Here is a 19,322-nt window from a genome sequence, read left to right as displayed (position 1 = left end):
GCTTAACAGCTTGGGCCTTGAATTCAGTTGTGTATTGTCGTGTCTTCTTCTGATTCTTGTACGCTGGCATTTTCCACCTCGATTCTGTTAGATCGAGATGTCCACTAAAGCGGGGGAACTACACTGTCCGATTGCAGGCGTTTGTTATAACTCTAACTCACTAAATCAGACTGGACACGTTCGGGCCACTTTCCTGTTAAATAAAACTTTGCAAGATCGCTTACGGTTTGAGATAGGCGATAATTAGATTCTAGATTTTTGTTCTTACTTATTCTGTCATGGTATTGTTTAGCCATTAATCTAGCTTCTTTGTTGTAACCGAGATTATCTAACACTTTTACATGACCTTCAGACAAAGTAATTATAGGATACCTGTCAAAAGCACTAACATTTGCAGAATTTAATCTATTGAGAACTGTTTCAGCCTCGGAAAAATGAGCCATAGCTACAGTTTCATCTGTCTCGATACAAGCTAAAATAATTCTCTGCTGTGCGAGAGCGTGTTCAATATGCGGTGATTCAGGAAATGCATCATGTGCTATTCTAAGCTTTTCGAAAGCTTGCTGATTTTCCTCAAATGACCTTAAGGCCAATCCATATTGAAGTAAGAATAGGCCTTCATTCTCGAATGTCTTTTCATATTCCTCATAAACAGAAAGAACACTGTCTTTATCGTTTTTAAGAATCCGCTTTAACGATTTCGCATTAACAAGATGCTTGTATATAGATGCTTCATTCCTAGAGATATTTTTAACAATAGGGAATTGGTAAACTGAAAATGCTCTTATATAAGAGTCTATTATTTTTAATAACTCACTTTGTGGAACATAAAGATTAAACAATCGCTCAATATAAACTCTATGCCGAGTAGTAACACTCCCGTTAGTATAAGTAACAATACCATCCATTTGAGCGGCGAGTTGATGTACATTAGGATTTAAGTTTAAATATGACAGTGCTCTAGTTAATGTTGCTTCATTTGCGGGAACTCTTTGTGTAGTAGCTAATCCAGCAAGCAGCAACAACGCTCTCTCTGAATCGCACGTTATTCCTTTGTAATCCTTTTGTATTATTTCATTATAACCTTCACCAGAAGTCGCCTCTATTAGACCGATTAGAAGCTGCCTTTTTGACTTTTTAATTAATTCTATTTTCCTATTTTTAGGTGACATTTTGGACAACCGAGTCCAGTTCCCGAAACGCTCCAGCTTCTCTAAAATCAAATCAGCATCACCAGAGTTGATATGAGATATATCTGATGAAGATGTTAAATATTCACCCAGGTGTTCTTTTACTCTCGTTTTCCATATTTTAGGGTTTTCAGCACTGATGAAAATAGCCTTTGTAGATTTAGCTGATTTTATTATTTCTGCTATTTGAGGGGCGACATCACCAATTCTTTCAATAAATAGATAATATGCCTTATCATGTCTATGGTCGAGTTCTGCTACAAGCTCTTGGAAATTATCTTTATACTCTTCAATAAAATAAACATTCCGTAACCCTTTGTCTGCGACTCTTAATGCAAGTTGTTTTAGAGCTGTAGTTTTACCGCATCCTGCACTTCCAAATAGAATATGCAATTCAAGCTCACTTGAATTGGAATTTTCTAAAACAGCATTATAGAACCGATCCACATTAGATAAGCTGGCTGGAACATTATCTAGTATGTCCAACCATGTGGGCTTAAAGCCCTTATAAAAGTTTCTGATTTTTGACTTTGAGCTATCAGAATCTATTAATGCCAAAGAAGATCTATTTACCGGAGTTACTCCTGAAAACAATGATAAATATTTAGTTTTCTCTTTAGACTCAAAGTTTAATTCTGGACGGGTATTTTTAACTACGTCTACACTTGTCGGTGGCTCCTCAAATTCACCTTCAAGCCAATCTGTAAAATCACTTAGCTTTCCTTCTAAGTGCTCAATATTAGAAGCTTGTAGGCTTTTTTTCTGAATAGCTGTAAGTGAAGGAATTAAGATGTAACTTTTTAAGTCATTACTTTTTGTTTTAGCTTTATATTTTTCAATTTGATGAAAGAATAGTGATTCTTTAAGCTTGGTCCCTATGAATATAAAGGTGTATTTATGATAATCTTTAGCTAGCTCACTATACCAGAGCGGCTCACCTGAAGAGCCTTTTGCATACTCCTGTGCAGAAAATATAAAACCTTTTGAGGGGTGGTTTACATCTCCATTGAGTTTTATATAGTCAAGTGTCTGATAGAATTGATCTACCTCAGTGATATTGTCGTCTCTATTTTTCACATTAAATTTTAGGTTTGGTACTTGATGGGCTGCTTTTTCGAAAGCATCGTCAATATTCAATGTATAGATACGAAAAAACGGATACTTTAAAAGCTCCTTAAACTCACTCGATGGCGTGCAGTGTTTATAGTGTTTTTCAAAAATCCTGTGAACCTGGTCTCCTAAAACTTCCTTAGCCGCAGCATAAACATCTGACAAATCTTCATCTGAGAATTTTTCCCCGATTTCTTCTGCGAGTATTTTGGCTAAATCCCAACCTAGAGGTGGCGTTTGTTTAAGGCCATTTTTACAGCCAATAGATGCTCCAGCCCCAAATAAAAGTACTAGCCTTCCATTTAGTAATGAATTTTTAATATGAGGATTCAATTTTTACTCCTTTATAAATTTAGGTGCACCTAGGGTCTGACAGAGTTATAACATTTTAATACTGCGCATGCGCGTTTTTCTGCGCGCCATTAATTATTATTAATTTCTTAATAGATTGATTATAAAAGACTTTTTTGGACGACATTATCATTTTCCTCCGATAAAAATGAGCATGTTCAATTTGATGACTTACTGTGCGCATATATCTGCACAACGATATCCATAAGTGTTTAATATGTAAGCATTTAGCTAGAAAGGCAAGAGCATAAACGCGCCATAACCAGCAGAAAAACGAGCCATACATAGGTACTGTTTTAAATATACTGTTTATGCATACAGAAAAACCCAGTGTTTTATCCACAACGAGACACAGCAGCGTGAAGTGAATACTCCAAGAAAAATACGTACATCTCGGTCGCTTCGTAAGTTATCTGTTTTTAATCGCCCAAGCCCGCGACGTCTATACTGAACATACCCCCAAACAAAGAGGATGTGGTTATGTCTGTTACCGCAACACTCGACAGCTTTCTGCACAATAAACACTGTACCTACGACACTGTCAGTCACTACCCTTCCCGCAGTGCCACGGAGTCTGCCTTGCTTGCCGCAGTACCGCTAAAACAGGTTGTTAAGGCCGTGCTACTGCAGGACCATCACAAGCACTACACCCTCGCCGCCGTACCAGCGATGTATAAAGTGATGTTGCCGCAGATTGAAGCCATTACCGGCCAGCGACTGCAACTGGCGGATGAAGATGAGGTGTTCAGAATCTTTGGTGATTGCGCTCCCGGCGCGATACCGGCGTTAGGTCAGGCGTATGGCATCAATGTGGTCTGTGACGATGCGCTACTGAGTGAAAATGATCTGTATATTGAAGCGGGCGACCATAATCTGCTGGTGCACCTTAAACACGAGCAGTTTACTGAACTGATGGCCCAGCAGCCGCACGGTGAAATCAGCTGCGCACCGGAACAGCTGCATGACCTGACGCACTTTTAAGCTGTAATTAACTGTCGAGACAAAGGGACTTGAAGACCGCCTGATAGGCTTGCGCCATGGCTGTACCGAAGCAGCACAGGTGGACACGTTCTATTTCTTGGCACTGCTCAAGTGTATCGAGCAGCGTATTTAATGCGATAGGAATCGCCTGCTCAACAGGATAGCCATACACCCCACAACTGATGGCGGGAAAGGCCAGCGTCCGAACACCCTGTTCTGCTGCAAGGCTCAGGCTGTTCCGGTAACAGTCTGCCAGCAGTTCCGCCTCCCCAGCACTGCCGCCCTGCCAGATTGGTCCCACAGTATGAATCACATACTGTGCAGGCAGTCTGAATCCCGGTGTAATTTTAGCCTGCCCGGTACGACAGCCTTTGAGTAAACGACAAGCGGCCAGCAGTTCAGGGCCAGCCGCATGATGGATCGCCCCATCGACTCCACCACCGCCCAGCAGCGAAGCATTGGCAGCATTCACAACGGCATCCACCTGCAGTTGGGTGATATCCCCCTGAATAATGCTGATACGCTCACAGGAAGAATGGCTCATGATTCAGCCCCAAAGTGAATCGCCAGCCAGATCGCCGGGGGTGCAGAGCTGGTATAGGTAACACGGTGTCGGCAACCGGCGGGCAGATAGTAAGTGTCGCCTGTACCCAGATGAATCTCTTCTGCGGTATCCACCAGCAACAGAGTGGCCTCACCCTGAAGCAGTAAAACCCATTCATCCCAGTGCTGGTCGTAGACCTGATCTTCCGGTGTTATTTGCCCGTTGGAAACAATACGCTCAATCCTGACAGGCCCTTTTTCCAGCAGTGTCTCAAACACCTCTTCCTGCAGGTTGGCGGGCAGATCATTGAGCAGGTTCATGCCTGCGCCCTCAGCGCCACCTGATAGGCGCGTTCCGCCCACTGCGCCATCATCTCAGGGTCATCCAGTGTCTCTTCCGGGGCGGTGTAGTAGTTGATATGGGCGGTTTTGCCCTGCTTCTGGTAGGTAAACTGCTGGCAGCCTTCGTCGATAAAGACCGCCGCCAGGTTTGCATCTGCTTTGAGATAGAGCTGATCATTCACCACCAGGGCAAACATCAGATCACCGGCAAAGATACCGTGACCGCCAAACATCCGTTTGGTGCGCACCGTGCGAAAGCCGGAAAGCTGATCCAGCAGAAAATCGATATAGTCTTGCGAGTTGGCCATAACAGCCCCTGTCAGGCGATGTTTATAGCAGTCTAAGCGACGGCGGAGACATCAGCCAGCGGCAAAGTAGCCATGATCGCCTGCCGGATCTCGGCCGGCTGACGCAGGGTTTTGATGGTGTGGAACAACACAGCCGCTTCTGGGTATTCCCGCTGCAGTTGCTGCAACCACTGTTTGATCCGGCCATGCACATAACGCGGCGCGATATCCTGCTCAATCTGGTTCAGGTACTGGATAACCAACGGCACTACGGCCAGCCAGTTATAAGGCTGCAAATCGCCTCCGACGCGGTGCTGACTGATCAGGCTGGCCAGATCGGGTTTGGCAATCAGACCGCGCCCAATCATCACATCTGCACAGCCACTGACCTCACGGCACAGATGGTAATCATCAATGGTCCAGACCTCACCGTTGGCCACCACCGGTATCGAGATTGCCTCACGGATGCGGGCAATCCACTCCCAGTGGGCCGGTGGCCGATAACCTTCGATTTTGGTTCGGGCATGTACCGCCAGACTGGTCGCCCCGGCACTGTTGATGGCGTGGGCGTTTTCCAGTGCCAGGCTTTTATCCTTGTTGCCCAGACGCATCTTGGCTGTCACCGGAATATCCGCAGGCACCGCCTGTCGGACTGCCGAGACAATCGCATGTACCAGTTCCGGCTCATCCAGCAGCACTGCCCCGCCCCGGCTGCGGTTCACGGTTTTGGCCGGGCAGCCAAAGTTCAGATCAATTGCCGGTGCACCGAGTTTTACCGCTTTGCGGGCATTACCGGCCAGCAGCGCTGGATCACTGCCCAGTAGCTGTAACACCACAGGCACCCCGGCCGGAGTTTTGCCGCCATTCAAAAGCTCAGGGCAGATACGCCGGAACACCCGGGCAGGCAATACACGGTCACTGACCCGGACAAATTCTGTCACACAGCGATCAATGCCACCCACGCGGGTCAGCAGATCGCGCATGGTGAAATCCACCACGCCTTCCATCGGTGCAAGAATAATATTCACGGGTTTGAGGCTGACCTGTTGATTAAAAGAGCGCATTATAAACGGTTCCCGGCTGGAGATGCACAATGCGTATTTTTACTGCCATTGACCTGCCTGAAGCGTTGCTGGATGAGCTCAGTCTGCGACTGCCAACCGAGCTGTCTGACACTGTACGCTGGGCACCCCTCGATCAGTTACACCTGACGCTGGTGTTTATTGGTGAAGTCTCGCCGCATCGGCTGGACCCGCTGCTGGAAGCGATTGCTGAGGTTGAGTTTTCACCGGTGTCTATTCACTGCCGTGAAGTGGGCAGTTTCAGCTCAGGCATTCTCTGGCTGGGCGTAGAACCCTCTGAAGCCCTGTTAAGGCTGCAACAAAAACTGCACCGGATCATTCATGGGCAGGGTTTCCAGTTGCCCCGCCGACGCTACCGCCCCCATATTACACTGGCACGGGGTAAAGCCGTTGATGCCGGAACCATGGCGGTGTTAGCTAACCGGATGGCGGGCTTTGAATTCAGCTTTGAGACGGATGCATTCTGCCTGAAAAGCAGTCAGTTAAGGCAGGAAGGCGCGGTATATACCACCGAGGCCATCTTTATGGCGGATGAAACAGCGCCTGAGTTGAACCCCAGGCGCCGTCAGGTCAGATAGCGGCCAGACCGCGCTGCATATCGGCTTTGATATCGTCGAGATCTTCGATACCCACCGACAGGCGAATCAGGTTGTCATGGATACCGGCCGCCGCACGGGCTTCCGGTGTCATGCGGCCGTGAGTGGTGGTCGCCGGATGGGTAATGGTGGTTTTCACATCACCCAGATTGCCGGTGATGGAGACCATCTCGGTAGCATCAATAAAGCGCCAGGCCGCCGCCTGATCACCTTCAACCTCAAACGACAGTACACCGCCAAACCCGCCAGTCTGCTGAGCTTTTGCCAGCTCGTGCTGCGGATGGCTGGGCAAACCAGCATAGAAGACCCGTTTGATTCCCGGCTGCTGTTCCAGCCACTGGGCCATCTCAAGCGCGTTACGGCAGTGGGCATCCATACGCAGACGCAGGGTTTCCAGACCTTTCAGGAATACCCAGGCGTTGAACGGGCTCATGCAGGCACCGCCGGTACGGATGAAGCCGAACACCTCTTCCATCTCTTTATCGCGACCCACGACAACACCACCAATACAGCGGCCCTGACCATCCAGATATTTGGTGGCCGAGTGAATCACGATGTCAGCGCCCTGTTTGATCGGCTGCTGCAGCACCGGGGTGCAGAAGCAGTTATCGACCACCAGCAACACGCCTTTCTCTTTGGCGATTTTGCCCACCGCAACCACATCGGTCAGTTCAGCCAGCGGGTTGGAGGGGGTTTCCAGAAACAGCATTTTGGTTTCCGGGCGGATCGCTTCACGCCAGGCATCCAGCGAGGTCGGATCTACAAAGGTGGTGCTGATACCGTAACGTGACATGTATTTGTCAAACAGGGTAACGGTAGAACCAAACACACTGCGCGAGCAGACCACATGGTCGCCCTGCTGCATCAGCGCCAGACAGGTGCTCATGATGGCTGCCATGCCAGAAGCCGTCGCCACAGCACGCTCGCCGCCTTCCATCGCGGCAATGCGCTCTTCAAAAAACTGTACCGTCGGGTTGGTGAATCGGGAGTAGATGTTGCCCTCTACTTCGCCACCAAACCGGGCTGCCGCTTCACGGGCAGTTGAAAACACATAACTGGAGGTGGCATAGATAGGATCGCTATGCTCACCTTCCAGAGAACGGTGCTGACCTGCACGCACAGCCTGAGTTGAAAGTCCGTAACCTTCGGCTTCAAACTGAATACGTTGCAGGCGTTCGTAATCCGCAATGGACATGGAACAAAGGCTCCTTAATCGATCTTGCTACAGAGATTTGAGGACTCGTTACTGGCCGCCTGGCGGCTCTGACCGTCCTCTTTAGCGGCATCGTTTCTGGCCATGCTCAGACGGTTCAGATACTCGGAATCCACATCACCGGTAACATACTGACCATCAAACACGCAGGTATCAAAGTTCTGAATCTCTTTATTACCTTCGCTGACGCATTCCTTCAGATCCTCAAGATCCTGATACACCAGCCAGTCACAGCCAATCTCTGCACAAACTTCTTCATCGGTACGGCCGTGGGCAATCAGCTCATCCGCTGCCGGCATATCAATGCCATACACGTTGGGGAATTTCACCGCCGGTGCGGCTGATGCAAAGTAAACTTTTTTGGCGCCGGCATCACGTGCCATCTGTACGATCTGACCCGAGGTGGTACCACGCACGATGGAGTCATCCACCAGCATGACCACCTTGTCCTGAAACTCAAGACTGATGGGGTTCAGCTTACGGCGTACAGAACGCGCACGCTGGGTCTGGCCCGGCATGATAAAGGTACGGCCGATGTAACGGTTTTTGATAAAGCCTTCGCGGTAAGTCACATCCAGCTCTTTAGCCATCTCCATCGCAGAGGTACGGCTGGTATCCGGAATCGGAATCACTACATCAATGTCGTGATCAGGCCGCTCACGCAGCACTTTGTCTGCCAGGCGTTTACCCATACGCATACGGGATTTATGCACGCTCACATCATCAATGATGGAATCAGGACGGGCCAGATAAACGAATTCGAACAGGCAAGGTGCCAGTTTAGTCTGATCGCTGCACTGCTGGGTAAACACATTGCCATCCATATCAAAGTAGATAGCCTCACCCGGCGCAATATCACGGACACGTTTAAACCCGGAAATATCCAGCGCCACACTCTCAGAGGCGACCATATATTCAGTACCAGTTTCGGTCTCACGTTTACCGTAGGTCAGCGGACGAATGCCGTTTGGATCACGGAACGCCAGAATGCCGTAACCGGTAATTACCGCCACCGCAGCGTAGCCGCCCTTGCAGCGTTCATGTACACGACGCACAGCAGCAAACATATCTTCAGCCTGTGGCTGCAGTTTGCCCTGACGTTGCAGTTCATGGGCGAATACGTTCAGCAGCACTTCTGAGTCAGAGGTGGTGTTGATGTGACGCAGATCGGCACGGAACATCTGATCGGCCAGTTCTTCGGCATTGGTCAGGTTACCGTTATGCGCCAGCGCAATACCGTAGGGTGAGTTCACATAGAAAGGCTGCGCTTCAGCGGAGCTTGAGCTGCCTGCCGTTGGATAGCGGACATGGCCGATACCTAGGTTACCGACCAGGCGCTTCATATGACGCGTGCGGAAGACTTCGTTCACCAGACCGTTATCTTTGCGCAGGAAAAACCGGTTGCCTTCACAGGTCACCATACCGGCCGCATCCTGGCCCCGGTGCTGCAGCACCGTCAGGGCATCAAAGATGGTCTGGTTAACATAGGATTTGGCTACAATACCAACAATGCCGCACATTCAACTCACCTCAAAGTGCTAACTTACTAAACGGAAACCTCAGCGACCGGCGTTCCAGATCAGGCTCGCCATATCGCGGGCAGCATCCTTGGTCCAGGTCTCCATAAGAACAAAGTGCGGAATCAACTGGGATTCCTGCCACCAGGGATCGTTAATGGCCGGGCTCATGCGCACCAGTGCCACTAAAACCACCACAATAAGGCCACCCCTGGCAGCCCCAAAACCTATACCCAGCACTCGGTCGGTACCGCTCAGGCCGGTTGCATCAACCAGCATGCTGATTAACTTATTCAGCAGAGCACCAATCACCAGTGTGGCAATGAAGAGAATAGCAAAGGCAGCACCCCAGCGTACGGAAGGTGTTTCTATGTAGGGCTGCAGGACAACGTCGAGGGACTGGGAGAACAGACGTGCAACGATAAATGCTGAAATCCAGGTCAGCAGTGACAATGCTTCACGTACAAAGCCGCGTTTCAGGCTGATAAGGCTTGAAATCGCAATAATGACAAGGATGGTCCAGTCAGCCCAGTTCATCGTCTTCTGCCGTTGGAAAAAACAGGCCGCATTTTAACAGACTTTAGTCGGTGAGAAAAAAGGAAATACGGTTGCTGAACGAGGTTTTTCAAACGCTATTGAGTGGTGAAGCGAACGATGATTCCGTCCAGCCCCATATCTTTCTGTAACTGAGCCTTGAGGTTTTCCAGTCGGCTGCGCTGCATCTCAGGGCCAACATACACCTTAACCAGTTCACCCTGCTTGCGGGTAAACACCTTATAGCCTTCATTGATTAACTGACGTCGCAGACTGCGGGCGTTACTTTCATCTTTAAAACTGGCCAACTGCAGTGTCCAGGAGACCGGCACACCCTGCTGATCCAGCACCGGCTGATCATCCCGCAGATCCAGATCAGGTTTGTGTTGTGCACCGGCCAGTGCATCACCCACAACAGCAGGCACTTCAGGCAGCGTGGTGGTTTCACCCGGCTCAGCCAGCTGTTCAGTGTTAGGCAGGGGTTTGGACTGCGGTTCGATATAGACAATCTCAGGGCGGTCAGGTGCATCAGGGATCTGACTGGTCAGATGCCGTTCCTGATAACCGGCCCCGCTAAACAGCAACGGAAACAGAATCGCAGATGAGACCAGAATAACGGCCAGTCCGATAAGGCGATGTTTAATCTGTTGCTGCATAGACGGTTAATCCCTTTTCAACACACTCAAGGCTTCGGCAACGGTGTAAAACGACCCTGCAATCATAACATCCTGAAGCGGTTTTTCGCTGTTCACAAGGTAATTGATTGCATCTGTGACCGTCGCATGCTGGTAAGGTTTTACGTCATCCGGCAAAAAGCTGGCAAGTTCGGCTGCCGTGCCACCCCGGGGTGTATCCAGATCAACCAGATGCCACTCACTTATAACCGGTAATAGCGCTTCAACAACCGCAGCACGATCTTTATCTTTCAGCATGCCCAGTATCAATATCGGTTTGTCCCACAGAGCCAGCCGATCCGCCAGCAGACCGGCCGCTTCGGGGTTGTGGGCCACATCCAGACAGAAATTGATGCCCTGATAACTGACTTTCTGCATTCGACCGGTCAATCGGGCCTGAGCAATACCAACCCGCTTCTGATCTTCAGAGATCACCAAAGGCAACAGCTGACAGACCTGCAATGCAGTAGCCGCATTTGGCAGCGGCAATTCAGGCCTTGGAATATCAGCCAGCGACACTGCAGTACCATCAACCCCCTTCCCTTTAAACTGACAGAGATCGCCATCGCAGTTGATGTGAAACTCAATACCAGCCCGATAGAGCGGTGCTTTCAGGCTGTTGGCATGTTTTAGTACCGATTCTGGCAGATCCGGATCACCGCATACTGCCGGTATCCCGGTTCTGAAAATGCCCGCTTTCTCAAAACCGATGGCCTCACGGGTGTCCCCGAGCCAGTCCTGATGATCCAGCGCCACCGTGGTAATCACGGCAATATCGGGGTCAATAATATTTACCGCATCCAGACGACCACCCAGCCCTACTTCCAGCAGCACCAGATCAGGTTTGGTCTGACTGAAGATCAGCAACGCCGCCAGTGTGCCGAACTCAAAATAGGTCAGCGGGATCTGTCCCCGGGCCTGATCAATAGCATAAAACGCATCACATAACAGCTGATCGGATACCGGTTGACCGTTCAGCTCAACCCGTTCGTTGTAATAGAGAAAATGCGGTGATGTGTAGCAGCCAACGGAATAGCCAGCACTGGAATAGATGGTTTGCAGGTAACGTACGGTTGAACCTTTGCCGTTAGTACCAGCAATGGTCACCACCTGACTGGCAGACAGATCAACAGCCAAGCGTTCTGACACCTGACGTACACGGTCCAGACCCAGTTCAATCTCGGACGGATGGCACTGTTCCATCCATGTCAGCCACTGCTCGAGGGTACGTTGTTGCGGGTTTATTTCTTGGGCCATACCTGCTGCTCAGAAAAAAGGCCGACGCAATGCGACGGCCTTGATAGTCATATTCTCTGCTTAAAGATCAAGCCTGAGTAGGCTGCTCGGGGTCTTCGACCACCTCACCTTCGACCGGCTCCAGTACAGGTACTGACAGGGTATGGCCGAGTTTGCGCAGAATGGCAGCCAGACGCTCGCGCATCTCGCCACGCGGAATGATCATATCAACCTGACCGTGTTCCAGCAGGAACTCACTGCGCTGGAACCCTTCCGGCAGTTTTTCACGCACGGTCTGCTCAATAACACGCGGACCGGCAAAACCCACCAGCGCCTTCGGTTCAGCAACGTTCAGGTCACCCAGCATCGCCAGAGACGCAGACACACCACCATACACAGGATCAGTCAGCACGGAGATATACGGGATACCTTCCTTACGCATCTTCTCCAGTACGGCACTGGTTTTTGCCATCTGAAACAGGGAGAACAGTGCTTCCTGCATACGCGCACCACCGGAGGCGGCAAAGCAGATCAGTGGAATACGTTCTTTCAGGCAGATATTCGCCGCCTGAACAAAACGCTCACCCACTACAGCACCCATGGAACCACCCATAAAGCGGAACTCAAATGCAACGGCCACTACTGGCATGCCTTCAAGTTCGCCCTGCATAGCAATCAGTGCGTCTTTTTCGTTGGTTTCGCGCTGTGCGGCAACCAGACGGTCTTTGTATTTCTTGGAGTCCTTGAATTTGAGACGGTCAACCGGCGTCACATCGGCAGCAATCTCATGACGACGCTGCGGGTCAAGGAACACTTCCAGGCGCTTACGCGCACCCAGACGCATGTGATGTTCACACTTAGGGCAAACATTCAGGTTCGTTTCCAGCTCAGGGCGGTACAGAACCGATTCACACTTGGGACACTTCTTCCACAAGCCTTCAGGTACATTGGCACGCTTACGTTCTGAGCGTGCCAGTGCAGGAACAATTTTTTCCAGCCAGTTACTCATGCTCTAACCTTTTGCTGACCTGCGGTCAGTTATCCATCTCTGTTCGCATCGCTTTAATGATGGCCGCAACTTCTGCTGGCACACGCTCTGGCGCAGTCACCAGATCAGCGATTTTGTTGACCAATACACTACCGACAATCACGCCGTCAGATACCTGAGCGACCTGTTTTGCAGATGCAGGATCCTTGATACCAAAACCGACACCCAGAGGCAGGTTGGTATACTTGCGGACCAGATTCAGTCGCGCTTCAACCTCTTCCACATTCAGTGCTGAAGAGCCTGTTACACCCTTCACCGATACGTAGTAAAGGTAGCCTGAACCATGCTCACAGATCCGTTTGATACGCTCTTCGCGGCTGGTGGGTGCCAACAGGAAGATGGTATCGATCTCATGGGCCTGCATGATAGATGAGAACTCCCCACCCTCTTCAGGCGGCAGATCCACCGTCAGTACACCATCTACGCCAGCAGCCTGAGCCGCTTTGGCAAAGCCCTCATACCCCATGGATTCTACAGGATTTAGATAACCCATTAATACTACAGGCGTATGATCGTTGGTTTCACGGAAGGTTTTCACCATCGCCAGCACGTCAGTCAGGCGTACGTCATGACTCAGCGCGCGCTCACAGGCGAGCTGGATAACCGGGCCATCAGCCATCGGATCGGAAAACGGTACACCCAGCTCGATTACATCGGCACCGGCCTCAACCAGGGCATGCAACAGCGGTACAGTGACAGTTGGCGTTGGATCGCCCGCTGTTACGTAAGGGATCAATGCCTTGCGACCCTCATTCTTGAGTGCAGCAAAACAGTTAGCAATTCGACTCATGATTTTATAATTCCAATAATAATCAGATGTTGATGCCATCAATCTGGGCAACAGTATGAATATCTTTGTCGCCTCGACCAGACAGGTTCACCACAATGATCTGATCTTTATCCATCTCTTTAGCGAGTTTCATGGCATGTGCAACGGCATGACTTGATTCAAGCGCTGGCATAATGCCTTCCACACGAGTCAGCATACGGAAAGCATCCATCGCCTCTTCATCGGTGGCATTCACATATTCGGCACGACCTGAATCTTTCAGGTAAGAATGTTCCGGACCCACACCCGGATAATCCAGACCCGCAGAGACTGAGTGAGTACCCAGAATCTGACCGGCATCATCGGACATCAGGTAGGTACGGTTGCCATGCAGTACACCCGGATGACCCGCAGACAGAGGCGCGGCGTGATGGCCCGTTTCCAGACCGTAACCACCGGCTTCTACACCGATCATGCGCACAGAGGCATCTTCAATGAAGGGGTGGAACAGACCAATGGCATTGGAGCCACCACCCACACAGGCAACCAGCGCATCCGGCAGACGACCTGTCATTTCGAGACACTGACTACGCGCTTCGCGGCCAATGATGCACTGGAAGTCGCGTACCAGTTTCGGATACGGATGCGGACCTGCGGCGGTGCCGATGATGTAGAACGTATTATCAACGTTGGTGACCCAGTCACGCATTGCTTCATTCATGGCATCTTTAAGGGTACGGGTACCGGATTCAACCGGAATGACCGTCGCACCCAGCAGTTTCATGCGATATACGTTCAACGCCTGACGCTGCACATCTTCCGCGCCCATGTAAACCTGACATTCCAGACCCAGTCGGGCGGCTACCGTTGCGGTTGCAACGCCGTGCTGACCGGCACCGGTTTCAGCGATAACACGAGGTTTGCCAGTGTACTTGGCCAGCAACGCCTGACCAATGGTGTTATTCACTTTGTGCGCACCTGTGTGGTTCAGGTCTTCACGTTTCAGATAGATCTGAGCTCCACCCACCTTATCGGACAGGTGTGTAGCATGATAAAGCGGCGATGGACGACCTACGTAATGTGCCAGATCGTAATCAAACTCCCGCTGGAATTCCGGATCACGCCACAGCTTCTCGTAGGTCTCTTCCAACTGCTCAAGGGCAGCCATCAGGGTTTCAGAGACAAAGCGACCACCGTAAGGCCCAAAGTGGCCCCGGCTGTCTGGCAACTGAGAAAGTGCTTTAAGATCGGTTGGAGTCGGCACGGTTAACCTCTTTTACAAACGCTATTATTTTTGCGGCATCTTTGATGCCTTTGCCCTGTTCAACACCACCGCTGACATCAACAGCATAGGGTTTCACCTGCAGAATGGCACTGGCTACATTGTCGCTATCCAGCCCGCCGGCCAGTATAACCTGATGTGCCAGTGTTTCCGGGATACGTTGCCAGTCAAAGACTTCACCCGTACCACCGGGAACACCGGGTCGATAGGCGTCCAGCAGTATATTCTGAGCACTGGCATACAATGCCACCTCTGCAGCGAGGCTGAGCTCAGGCTTCATCCGCAATGCTTTGATGTAGGGGCGTGAAAACTGTTCACAATATTCAACGGTTTCATCACCGTGAAATTGCATTAGATCTATACGTGTTTCACGCGCGACCTGATCAACCCATTGCGCATCTGCATCAACAAACAGTCCGGTTGTCGTCACAAATGCCGGCAACCTGCGGATGATCTCTGCTGCCGCTTCTGGCGCAATATATCTTGGACTGGGCGGGTAAAATACGAACCCCAGAGCATCAGCGCCCGCATGGATCGCGTCAATCGCATCCTGATAACGGGTGATACCACAAATTTTCACACGGGTTCGCATAACTTCACTGCATTCTGTTTTAGGACAGGCCCGAGATATTAGCAGATTGTGAGGGGCTACGTCAGTCTTGCGGAGGCAGGAAATAGGGCCCGAGTGATGATTTTGGCAGTGCAAATTCATCCGGGTATTTTACATCCACAAAATACAGACCAAATGGTGGTGCGGTCACCCCGCCCTGACGCCGGTCACGCGCATGAAGCACTTCCTGAGCCCATTGGGGTTCCGCCTCACCGGCGCCTATTTTCATTAATACACCGGCAAAATTTCGGATCATATGATGCAGGAAGGCATTGGCCCTCACATCCAGCACAATCAATTCACCGCTAGGGTAAATATCCAGTGCCCGCACTTCACGTACCGGGCTTTTGGCCTGACAGCCAATGGCACGGTAGGAGGTAAAATCATGCTCTCCGATCAGATAGGCTGCCGCCTCGCGCATGTGCTCGATATCCAGGGTTTTATAAGTCCAGGTTACGCCTCGTGAAAGAATCGCAGGCTTCACCGGACTGGAGTAGATCAGATAGCGATAGCGTCGTTCCAGCGCGGAGAATCGGGCATGAAAATCGTTACTGACAGGCATCGCCCAACGCACGGCGATATCATCCGGCAAGTGGGAGTTACTGCCCAGCACCCAGGCGCGCTCATCCCGCTGAACCTGACTGTCAAAGTGGATAATCTGATAGGTCGCATTGACCCGCGCATCGGTGCGACCAGCACAGATAACATGCACCGGATGATTGGCGATTTTGCTTAACGCCGCTTCCACCTCAGCCTGAATGCTATTGGCCTGATCATCACGTTGGATCTGCCAGCCACGGTAGGCTGCACCGGCATATTCAATACAGAGGGCATAACGATAAGAAGGGGCGACCGTAGTCGCCCCTTCTGCATCCCCTTGGATAGCGGGATTGATAGGATCTGTCATATTAACTTTCGTTCAGGCTCTTCATCAGGGTTTCAGCTTCCTGTTTCTGAGAGGCATTACCCTCGCTCAGAATCTCATCCAGGATATCCTTAGCCCCTTCCAGATCTTCCATATCAATGTAGGCACGTGCCAGGTCGAGTTTGGTTTCCACTTCATCCGCACCTTCCAGCAGGTTGAGTCCTGCCAGTGCATCAAAATCCTCATCCTGATCGTCGTTGCCACTTTCTTCCAGCTCGATCTCGTTGTCTGAAGCACCCAGCAACTCATCCAGCTCAGTGTCCAGCTGATCAGAGAAATCAGACTCAGCAGGAGCAGCAGCCACTTCTGGAGCAGGCGCTGGTTCTGCAGGGGCTGCAAGATCATCCAGTTCAAGATCAAGGTCCAGATCATCGTCTGCCAGCTCTGGAGCGGCTTCTGGCTCTGGCGCAGGTGCTGGTGCCGCGGACTCTTCTGTAGCGGTCTCACCCGGCAGATCCAGGTCAAGATCCAGATCAAAATCCAGTGCGTCTTCAGCACTCTCTTCTACCGGTTGTGAAATCTCTTCTGGCGTCTCAGGGATATCAGCCAGATCAAACTCCAGCTCATCATCAGCCGAGGATTCTTCTACCTTCTCAACCACTGGTTCAGGTTCAGCAGTCAGATCACCCAGATCGAAGTCCAGATCATCATCCACAGTCAACGTCTGCTCTTCAGCCGCGGCAGGTACTTCTACTTCCGGCTCCTCTGCCATCAGATCATCGAGAGCATCAACATCATCCAGATCTTCGACATCAGCCAGTGCTTCAACCTGATCAGATTCTGCCATCACATCTTCAAGGGAGATATCTTCCTCAACCGCAGGTACCGGCTCAGCGTCACCCAGAATATCATCCAGGTCACTGGATAGATCGATCTCAGGTTCAGCAGACTCCGGTGTTTCAGTCTCACCCAGAATACTGTCGAGCTCACTGTCGATGTCCAGATCTTCATCGCTGTCTTCCAGCGTTTCCGCGTCGGCTTCCAGCTCGGTTTCTGTTTCAGTCTCAGGCAGTGAGAGGTCAAACTCCTCATCACCCATCAGGACTTCTCCATCATCCTGATCTTCCTGAAGAGTACCCAGCACCCGAGCTGTATCGTCCTCTTCGAGATCCAGATCCATATCCAGATCAAGATCATCAAAGTCAGACAGATCAGTATCTTCCTCAATGACAGGAAGTGATTCAGCTTCTGCTGCAGGCGCCTCTGCTGCCAGGGCCACCTCTTCTTCAAGTTCAGCAACTTCTTCAGCAGGCTCAGCCTCATCAGCAACGGCATCAACCGCTACTGCGGTAGCCGCTGCCGCCGCTACGGCAGGCGCGACATCAGAAGTCTCTTCAGTATCAGCCGATGATTTACGTTTACGCAGCGCAAACAGCGCTCCCAGCAACAGGATTACAATACCTGCAGCCAGACCGATCAGCACCATGGGTGACGCAAACAACTGCTTGAGTAGATCCGATTCAGACTTAGGCTCGGCCTGCGCTTTTGCAAATTCAGATTGCAGCCGCGCCAGCTCCTGATCTTTCAGCTCAAGCATCCGCTGCAGCGATTCAAGCTGCTGCTGAATCGCATCAAGACGCTGATTGAGCGCTTCATTTTCACGTGTCGCCTGATCGGCCGCTTCAAGGCTTTCATTGAGGCGTTGTTCAAGATCCTGATTCTGCGCCTGAAGCATGGCCAATGGATCATCAGTAGTCTCTTCTGCCGCAGATGCGACTGCTTCAGACTCTGCATCGTCCGCCTGAGCAACTCCATCAACCGGCTCATCCGGGGCAACAACCTTAAGCTCAGCTTCCTCGGACGCGACTGTTTCTTCGGAACGCGCTACCGGCTCGGTGACTGGCTGAGGTGTAGCCGGCTCTTCCGGCTGGGCAGGTGCCGCTACTGTTTGCGGTGCTGGTGCAGCACGTTTGTCCTGCCAAAGCTGAGTCTGACGGGTCACTTCAGTGGCCGCCATCTCGGGGGTGATCGCTGCCAACTCTTCTGCGGTTGGCATTTTCAGGATAGCGTTTGCTTTCAGGCGATTGATATTGCCATCAATAAACGCATCCGGATTTTTCTTAAGCCAGGCCATCATCAACTGCTGAGCTGAGATACCCTGAGGTTTATTCTGGATCGCCAGCGCCCAGAGCGTGTCTTTACGACCCACTCTGACCTCTGAAGGAGACGCAGACGCTGATGGGGTAGAAGGTGTTGGGGCTGAAGTCGTTATCCGTGACGACTGTGGTGCAGATGGGGTTACGGCTTCAGCCCTGACTGGCTTTTTTTCAGGAACGGCCGTGGTAGTAGCTGCGGGTGAAACCTGCTGTTTCACAGGCTCCGGTTCAAACACCGGCGGATCAAGCAGCAACGTGTATTCCCTGACAAGCCTGCCGTTTGGCCAGTTCACTTCCATCAGGAAGTTCAGGAACGGCTCACGCATTGGCTGATCGGAGGTAATAATGATTTTACCGCTGCCGTCAGGCTGAACCTTAACCTGGAAACGAATCCCTGAGAGGAAATAAGGACGGTCAAGACCTGCCAGCGCATAATCATTCACATCCGCCATTCTGGGATGAATCTGCAGCGCGTTAAGCTGTTTAACCTGCAATAACTGAACTTCTGCACTCAGCGGCTCATTCAGTGCGGAATTAACTTTTATCTCACCCAAGCCAAGTGCATAGGCATTGGTAGCGCTCAAAATCCCTGCTACGGCAAGGCCAACAGCGTGTTTTTGCCACATTGTCTTATCCCTGTTCCCCCACCCTCGAAAATTCTGGATAAATCAGAGGGTTGCGATTAGATAACTTGCATGAAGTATTGTTTATAAACAGGCCGGGGGTCAAGACATGGAACAAGCTGAACCCCCTGATTTTACAGCCTAAAAAATGAGCTGAGACCTGCTATGACATATTTGTCTGATACCAATATTAACTTATCGGCCAGCCTAAGGATGTCTTAACGTTCTGATTTTATGAAGCCAATTTTGCAACTAAATGCCGTTTCAGCTTTGCCCGGACACAAAAAAAGGCAGCCTGAGCTGCCTTTTATGG

The 19,322-nt window shown here is 50.8% G+C and carries 18 protein-coding genes; 2 read left to right on the top strand and 16 right to left on the bottom strand.

The window, feature by feature from the left end; translation table 11 throughout:
- Positions 1 to 152 precede the first annotated feature (152 nt).
- Positions 153 to 2,633: an SIR2 family protein gene (locus tag P2G53_RS13055; RefSeq protein ID WP_275817947.1), complete on the bottom strand. Its 2,481-nt coding sequence runs from the start codon at positions 2,631 to 2,633 to the stop codon at positions 153 to 155.
- 498 nt (positions 2,634 to 3,131) lie between these two features.
- On the opposite strand from P2G53_RS13055, the gene P2G53_RS13050 reads away from it, so the two are divergent.
- Entirely contained in the window at positions 3,132 to 3,632 is a 501-nt protein-coding gene (locus P2G53_RS13050) for a YbaK/EbsC family protein (protein ID WP_275817945.1), read from the top strand.
- Between the two features lie 7 nt (positions 3,633 to 3,639).
- Here P2G53_RS13050 and P2G53_RS13045 read toward each other — a convergent pair whose 3' ends face one another.
- Genes P2G53_RS13045 through P2G53_RS13030 form a run of 4 tightly spaced genes read right to left on the bottom strand, consistent with a single transcriptional unit; the run spans position 3,640 to position 5,868 of the window.
- Entirely contained in the window at positions 3,640 to 4,176 is a 537-nt protein-coding gene (locus tag P2G53_RS13045; protein ID WP_275817943.1) for an O-acetyl-ADP-ribose deacetylase, read from the bottom strand.
- On the bottom strand, positions 4,173 to 4,496 hold the full coding sequence (locus P2G53_RS13040) for a cupin domain-containing protein (RefSeq protein WP_275817941.1): 324 nt from the start codon (positions 4,494 to 4,496) through the stop codon (positions 4,173 to 4,175). The genes P2G53_RS13045 and P2G53_RS13040 overlap by 4 nt, the downstream gene beginning before the upstream one ends.
- Positions 4,493 to 4,825: a TfoX/Sxy family protein gene (locus P2G53_RS13035; protein ID WP_275817939.1), complete on the bottom strand. Its 333-nt coding sequence runs from the start codon at positions 4,823 to 4,825 to the stop codon at positions 4,493 to 4,495. Before P2G53_RS13035 ends, P2G53_RS13040 begins: the two co-directional genes overlap by 4 nt.
- 32 nt (positions 4,826 to 4,857) lie before the next feature.
- Entirely contained in the window at positions 4,858 to 5,868 is a 1,011-nt protein-coding gene (locus tag P2G53_RS13030) for a tRNA-dihydrouridine synthase (RefSeq protein WP_275817937.1), read from the bottom strand.
- Positions 5,869 to 5,897: 29 nt separating this feature from the next.
- On the opposite strand from P2G53_RS13030, the gene thpR reads away from it, so the two are divergent.
- Complete coding sequence (thpR, locus tag P2G53_RS13025; protein WP_275817935.1) at positions 5,898 to 6,464, top strand: RNA 2',3'-cyclic phosphodiesterase; 567 nt, start codon at positions 5,898 to 5,900, stop codon at positions 6,462 to 6,464.
- Here thpR and P2G53_RS13020 read toward each other — a convergent pair.
- The 11 genes from P2G53_RS13020 to P2G53_RS12970 form a co-directional block, all read right to left on the bottom strand.
- On the bottom strand, positions 6,457 to 7,677 hold the full coding sequence (locus P2G53_RS13020; RefSeq protein WP_275817933.1) for an O-succinylhomoserine sulfhydrylase: 1,221 nt from the start codon (positions 7,675 to 7,677) through the stop codon (positions 6,457 to 6,459). The genes thpR and P2G53_RS13020 overlap by 8 nt on opposite strands.
- Positions 7,678 to 7,691: 14 nt before the next feature.
- Complete coding sequence (gene purF / locus P2G53_RS13015) at positions 7,692 to 9,215, bottom strand: amidophosphoribosyltransferase (protein WP_275817931.1); 1,524 nt, start codon at positions 9,213 to 9,215, stop codon at positions 7,692 to 7,694.
- Between the two features lie 39 nt (positions 9,216 to 9,254).
- Positions 9,255 to 9,749 (bottom strand): CvpA family protein, encoded by a 495-nt coding sequence (locus P2G53_RS13010; RefSeq protein WP_275817929.1) that lies wholly within the window; start codon positions 9,747 to 9,749, stop codon positions 9,255 to 9,257.
- Between the two features lie 95 nt (positions 9,750 to 9,844).
- Positions 9,845 to 10,402 carry an SPOR domain-containing protein gene (locus tag P2G53_RS13005; RefSeq protein ID WP_275817927.1) on the bottom strand — a complete coding sequence of 186 codons (558 nt, stop codon included), beginning with the start codon at positions 10,400 to 10,402 and terminating at the stop codon, positions 9,845 to 9,847.
- 6 nt (positions 10,403 to 10,408) lie between these two features.
- Positions 10,409 to 11,677, bottom strand: coding sequence for a bifunctional tetrahydrofolate synthase/dihydrofolate synthase (folC, locus tag P2G53_RS13000; protein ID WP_275817925.1), 1,269 nt, complete (start codon positions 11,675 to 11,677; stop codon positions 10,409 to 10,411).
- Between the two features lie 67 nt (positions 11,678 to 11,744).
- Entirely contained in the window at positions 11,745 to 12,665 is a 921-nt protein-coding gene (gene accD / locus P2G53_RS12995) for an acetyl-CoA carboxylase, carboxyltransferase subunit beta (protein ID WP_275817923.1), read from the bottom strand.
- A gap of 25 nt (positions 12,666 to 12,690) precedes the next feature.
- Positions 12,691 to 13,494, bottom strand: a complete 804-nt coding sequence (gene trpA, locus P2G53_RS12990; protein ID WP_275817921.1) for a tryptophan synthase subunit alpha — start codon at positions 13,492 to 13,494, stop codon at positions 12,691 to 12,693.
- A 22-nt stretch (positions 13,495 to 13,516) separates the two neighbouring features.
- Positions 13,517 to 14,737, bottom strand: coding sequence for a tryptophan synthase subunit beta (gene trpB / locus P2G53_RS12985; protein ID WP_275817919.1), 1,221 nt, complete (start codon positions 14,735 to 14,737; stop codon positions 13,517 to 13,519).
- Entirely contained in the window at positions 14,715 to 15,347 is a 633-nt protein-coding gene (locus P2G53_RS12980) for a phosphoribosylanthranilate isomerase (protein ID WP_275817917.1), read from the bottom strand. The genes trpB and P2G53_RS12980 overlap by 23 nt, the downstream gene beginning before the upstream one ends.
- 61 nt (positions 15,348 to 15,408) lie before the next feature.
- Positions 15,409 to 16,272, bottom strand: a complete 864-nt coding sequence (gene truA / locus P2G53_RS12975) for a tRNA pseudouridine(38-40) synthase TruA (RefSeq protein WP_275817915.1) — start codon at positions 16,270 to 16,272, stop codon at positions 15,409 to 15,411.
- Position 16,273: 1 nt separating this feature from the next.
- Positions 16,274 to 19,012 carry a FimV/HubP family polar landmark protein gene (locus P2G53_RS12970; protein WP_275817913.1) on the bottom strand — a complete coding sequence of 913 codons (2,739 nt, stop codon included), beginning with the start codon at positions 19,010 to 19,012 and terminating at the stop codon, positions 16,274 to 16,276.
- Between the last annotated feature and the right edge of the window lie 310 nt (positions 19,013 to 19,322).

It is taken from the genome of Neptuniibacter sp. CAU 1671, from assembly GCF_029222905.1.
In the GTDB taxonomy this organism is placed as follows: Bacteria; Pseudomonadota; Gammaproteobacteria; order Pseudomonadales; family Balneatricaceae; genus Neptuniibacter.
The sequence above is the reverse complement of the archived record's forward strand: the minus strand, read 5'-3'. Positions and strand labels throughout refer to the sequence as shown.

Coding starts and splice junctions, on each gene's coding strand:
- P2G53_RS13050 (WP_275817945.1), top strand. CDS start 3,132: ATGTCTGTTACCGCAACACTCGACAGCTTTCTGCACAATAAACACTGT.
- P2G53_RS13045 (WP_275817943.1), bottom strand. CDS start 4,176: ATGAGCCATTCTTCCTGTGAGCGTATCAGCATTATTCAGGGGGATATC.
- P2G53_RS13040 (WP_275817941.1), bottom strand. CDS start 4,496: ATGAACCTGCTCAATGATCTGCCCGCCAACCTGCAGGAAGAGGTGTTT.
- P2G53_RS13035 (WP_275817939.1), bottom strand. CDS start 4,825: ATGGCCAACTCGCAAGACTATATCGATTTTCTGCTGGATCAGCTTTCC.
- P2G53_RS13030 (WP_275817937.1), bottom strand. CDS start 5,868: ATGCGCTCTTTTAATCAACAGGTCAGCCTCAAACCCGTGAATATTATT.
- thpR (WP_275817935.1), top strand. CDS start 5,898: ATGCGTATTTTTACTGCCATTGACCTGCCTGAAGCGTTGCTGGATGAG.
- P2G53_RS13020 (WP_275817933.1), bottom strand. CDS start 7,677: ATGTCCATTGCGGATTACGAACGCCTGCAACGTATTCAGTTTGAAGCC.
- purF (WP_275817931.1), bottom strand. CDS start 9,215: ATGTGCGGCATTGTTGGTATTGTAGCCAAATCCTATGTTAACCAGACC.
- P2G53_RS13010 (WP_275817929.1), bottom strand. CDS start 9,749: ATGAACTGGGCTGACTGGACCATCCTTGTCATTATTGCGATTTCAAGC.
- P2G53_RS13005 (WP_275817927.1), bottom strand. CDS start 10,402: ATGCAGCAACAGATTAAACATCGCCTTATCGGACTGGCCGTTATTCTG.
- folC (WP_275817925.1), bottom strand. CDS start 11,677: ATGGCCCAAGAAATAAACCCGCAACAACGTACCCTCGAGCAGTGGCTG.
- accD (WP_275817923.1), bottom strand. CDS start 12,665: ATGAGTAACTGGCTGGAAAAAATTGTTCCTGCACTGGCACGCTCAGAA.
- trpA (WP_275817921.1), bottom strand. CDS start 13,494: ATGAGTCGAATTGCTAACTGTTTTGCTGCACTCAAGAATGAGGGTCGC.
- P2G53_RS12980 (WP_275817917.1), bottom strand. CDS start 15,347: ATGCGAACCCGTGTGAAAATTTGTGGTATCACCCGTTATCAGGATGCG.
- truA (WP_275817915.1), bottom strand. CDS start 16,272: ATGACAGATCCTATCAATCCCGCTATCCAAGGGGATGCAGAAGGGGCG.
- P2G53_RS12970 (WP_275817913.1), bottom strand. CDS start 19,012: ATGTGGCAAAAACACGCTGTTGGCCTTGCCGTAGCAGGGATTTTGAGC.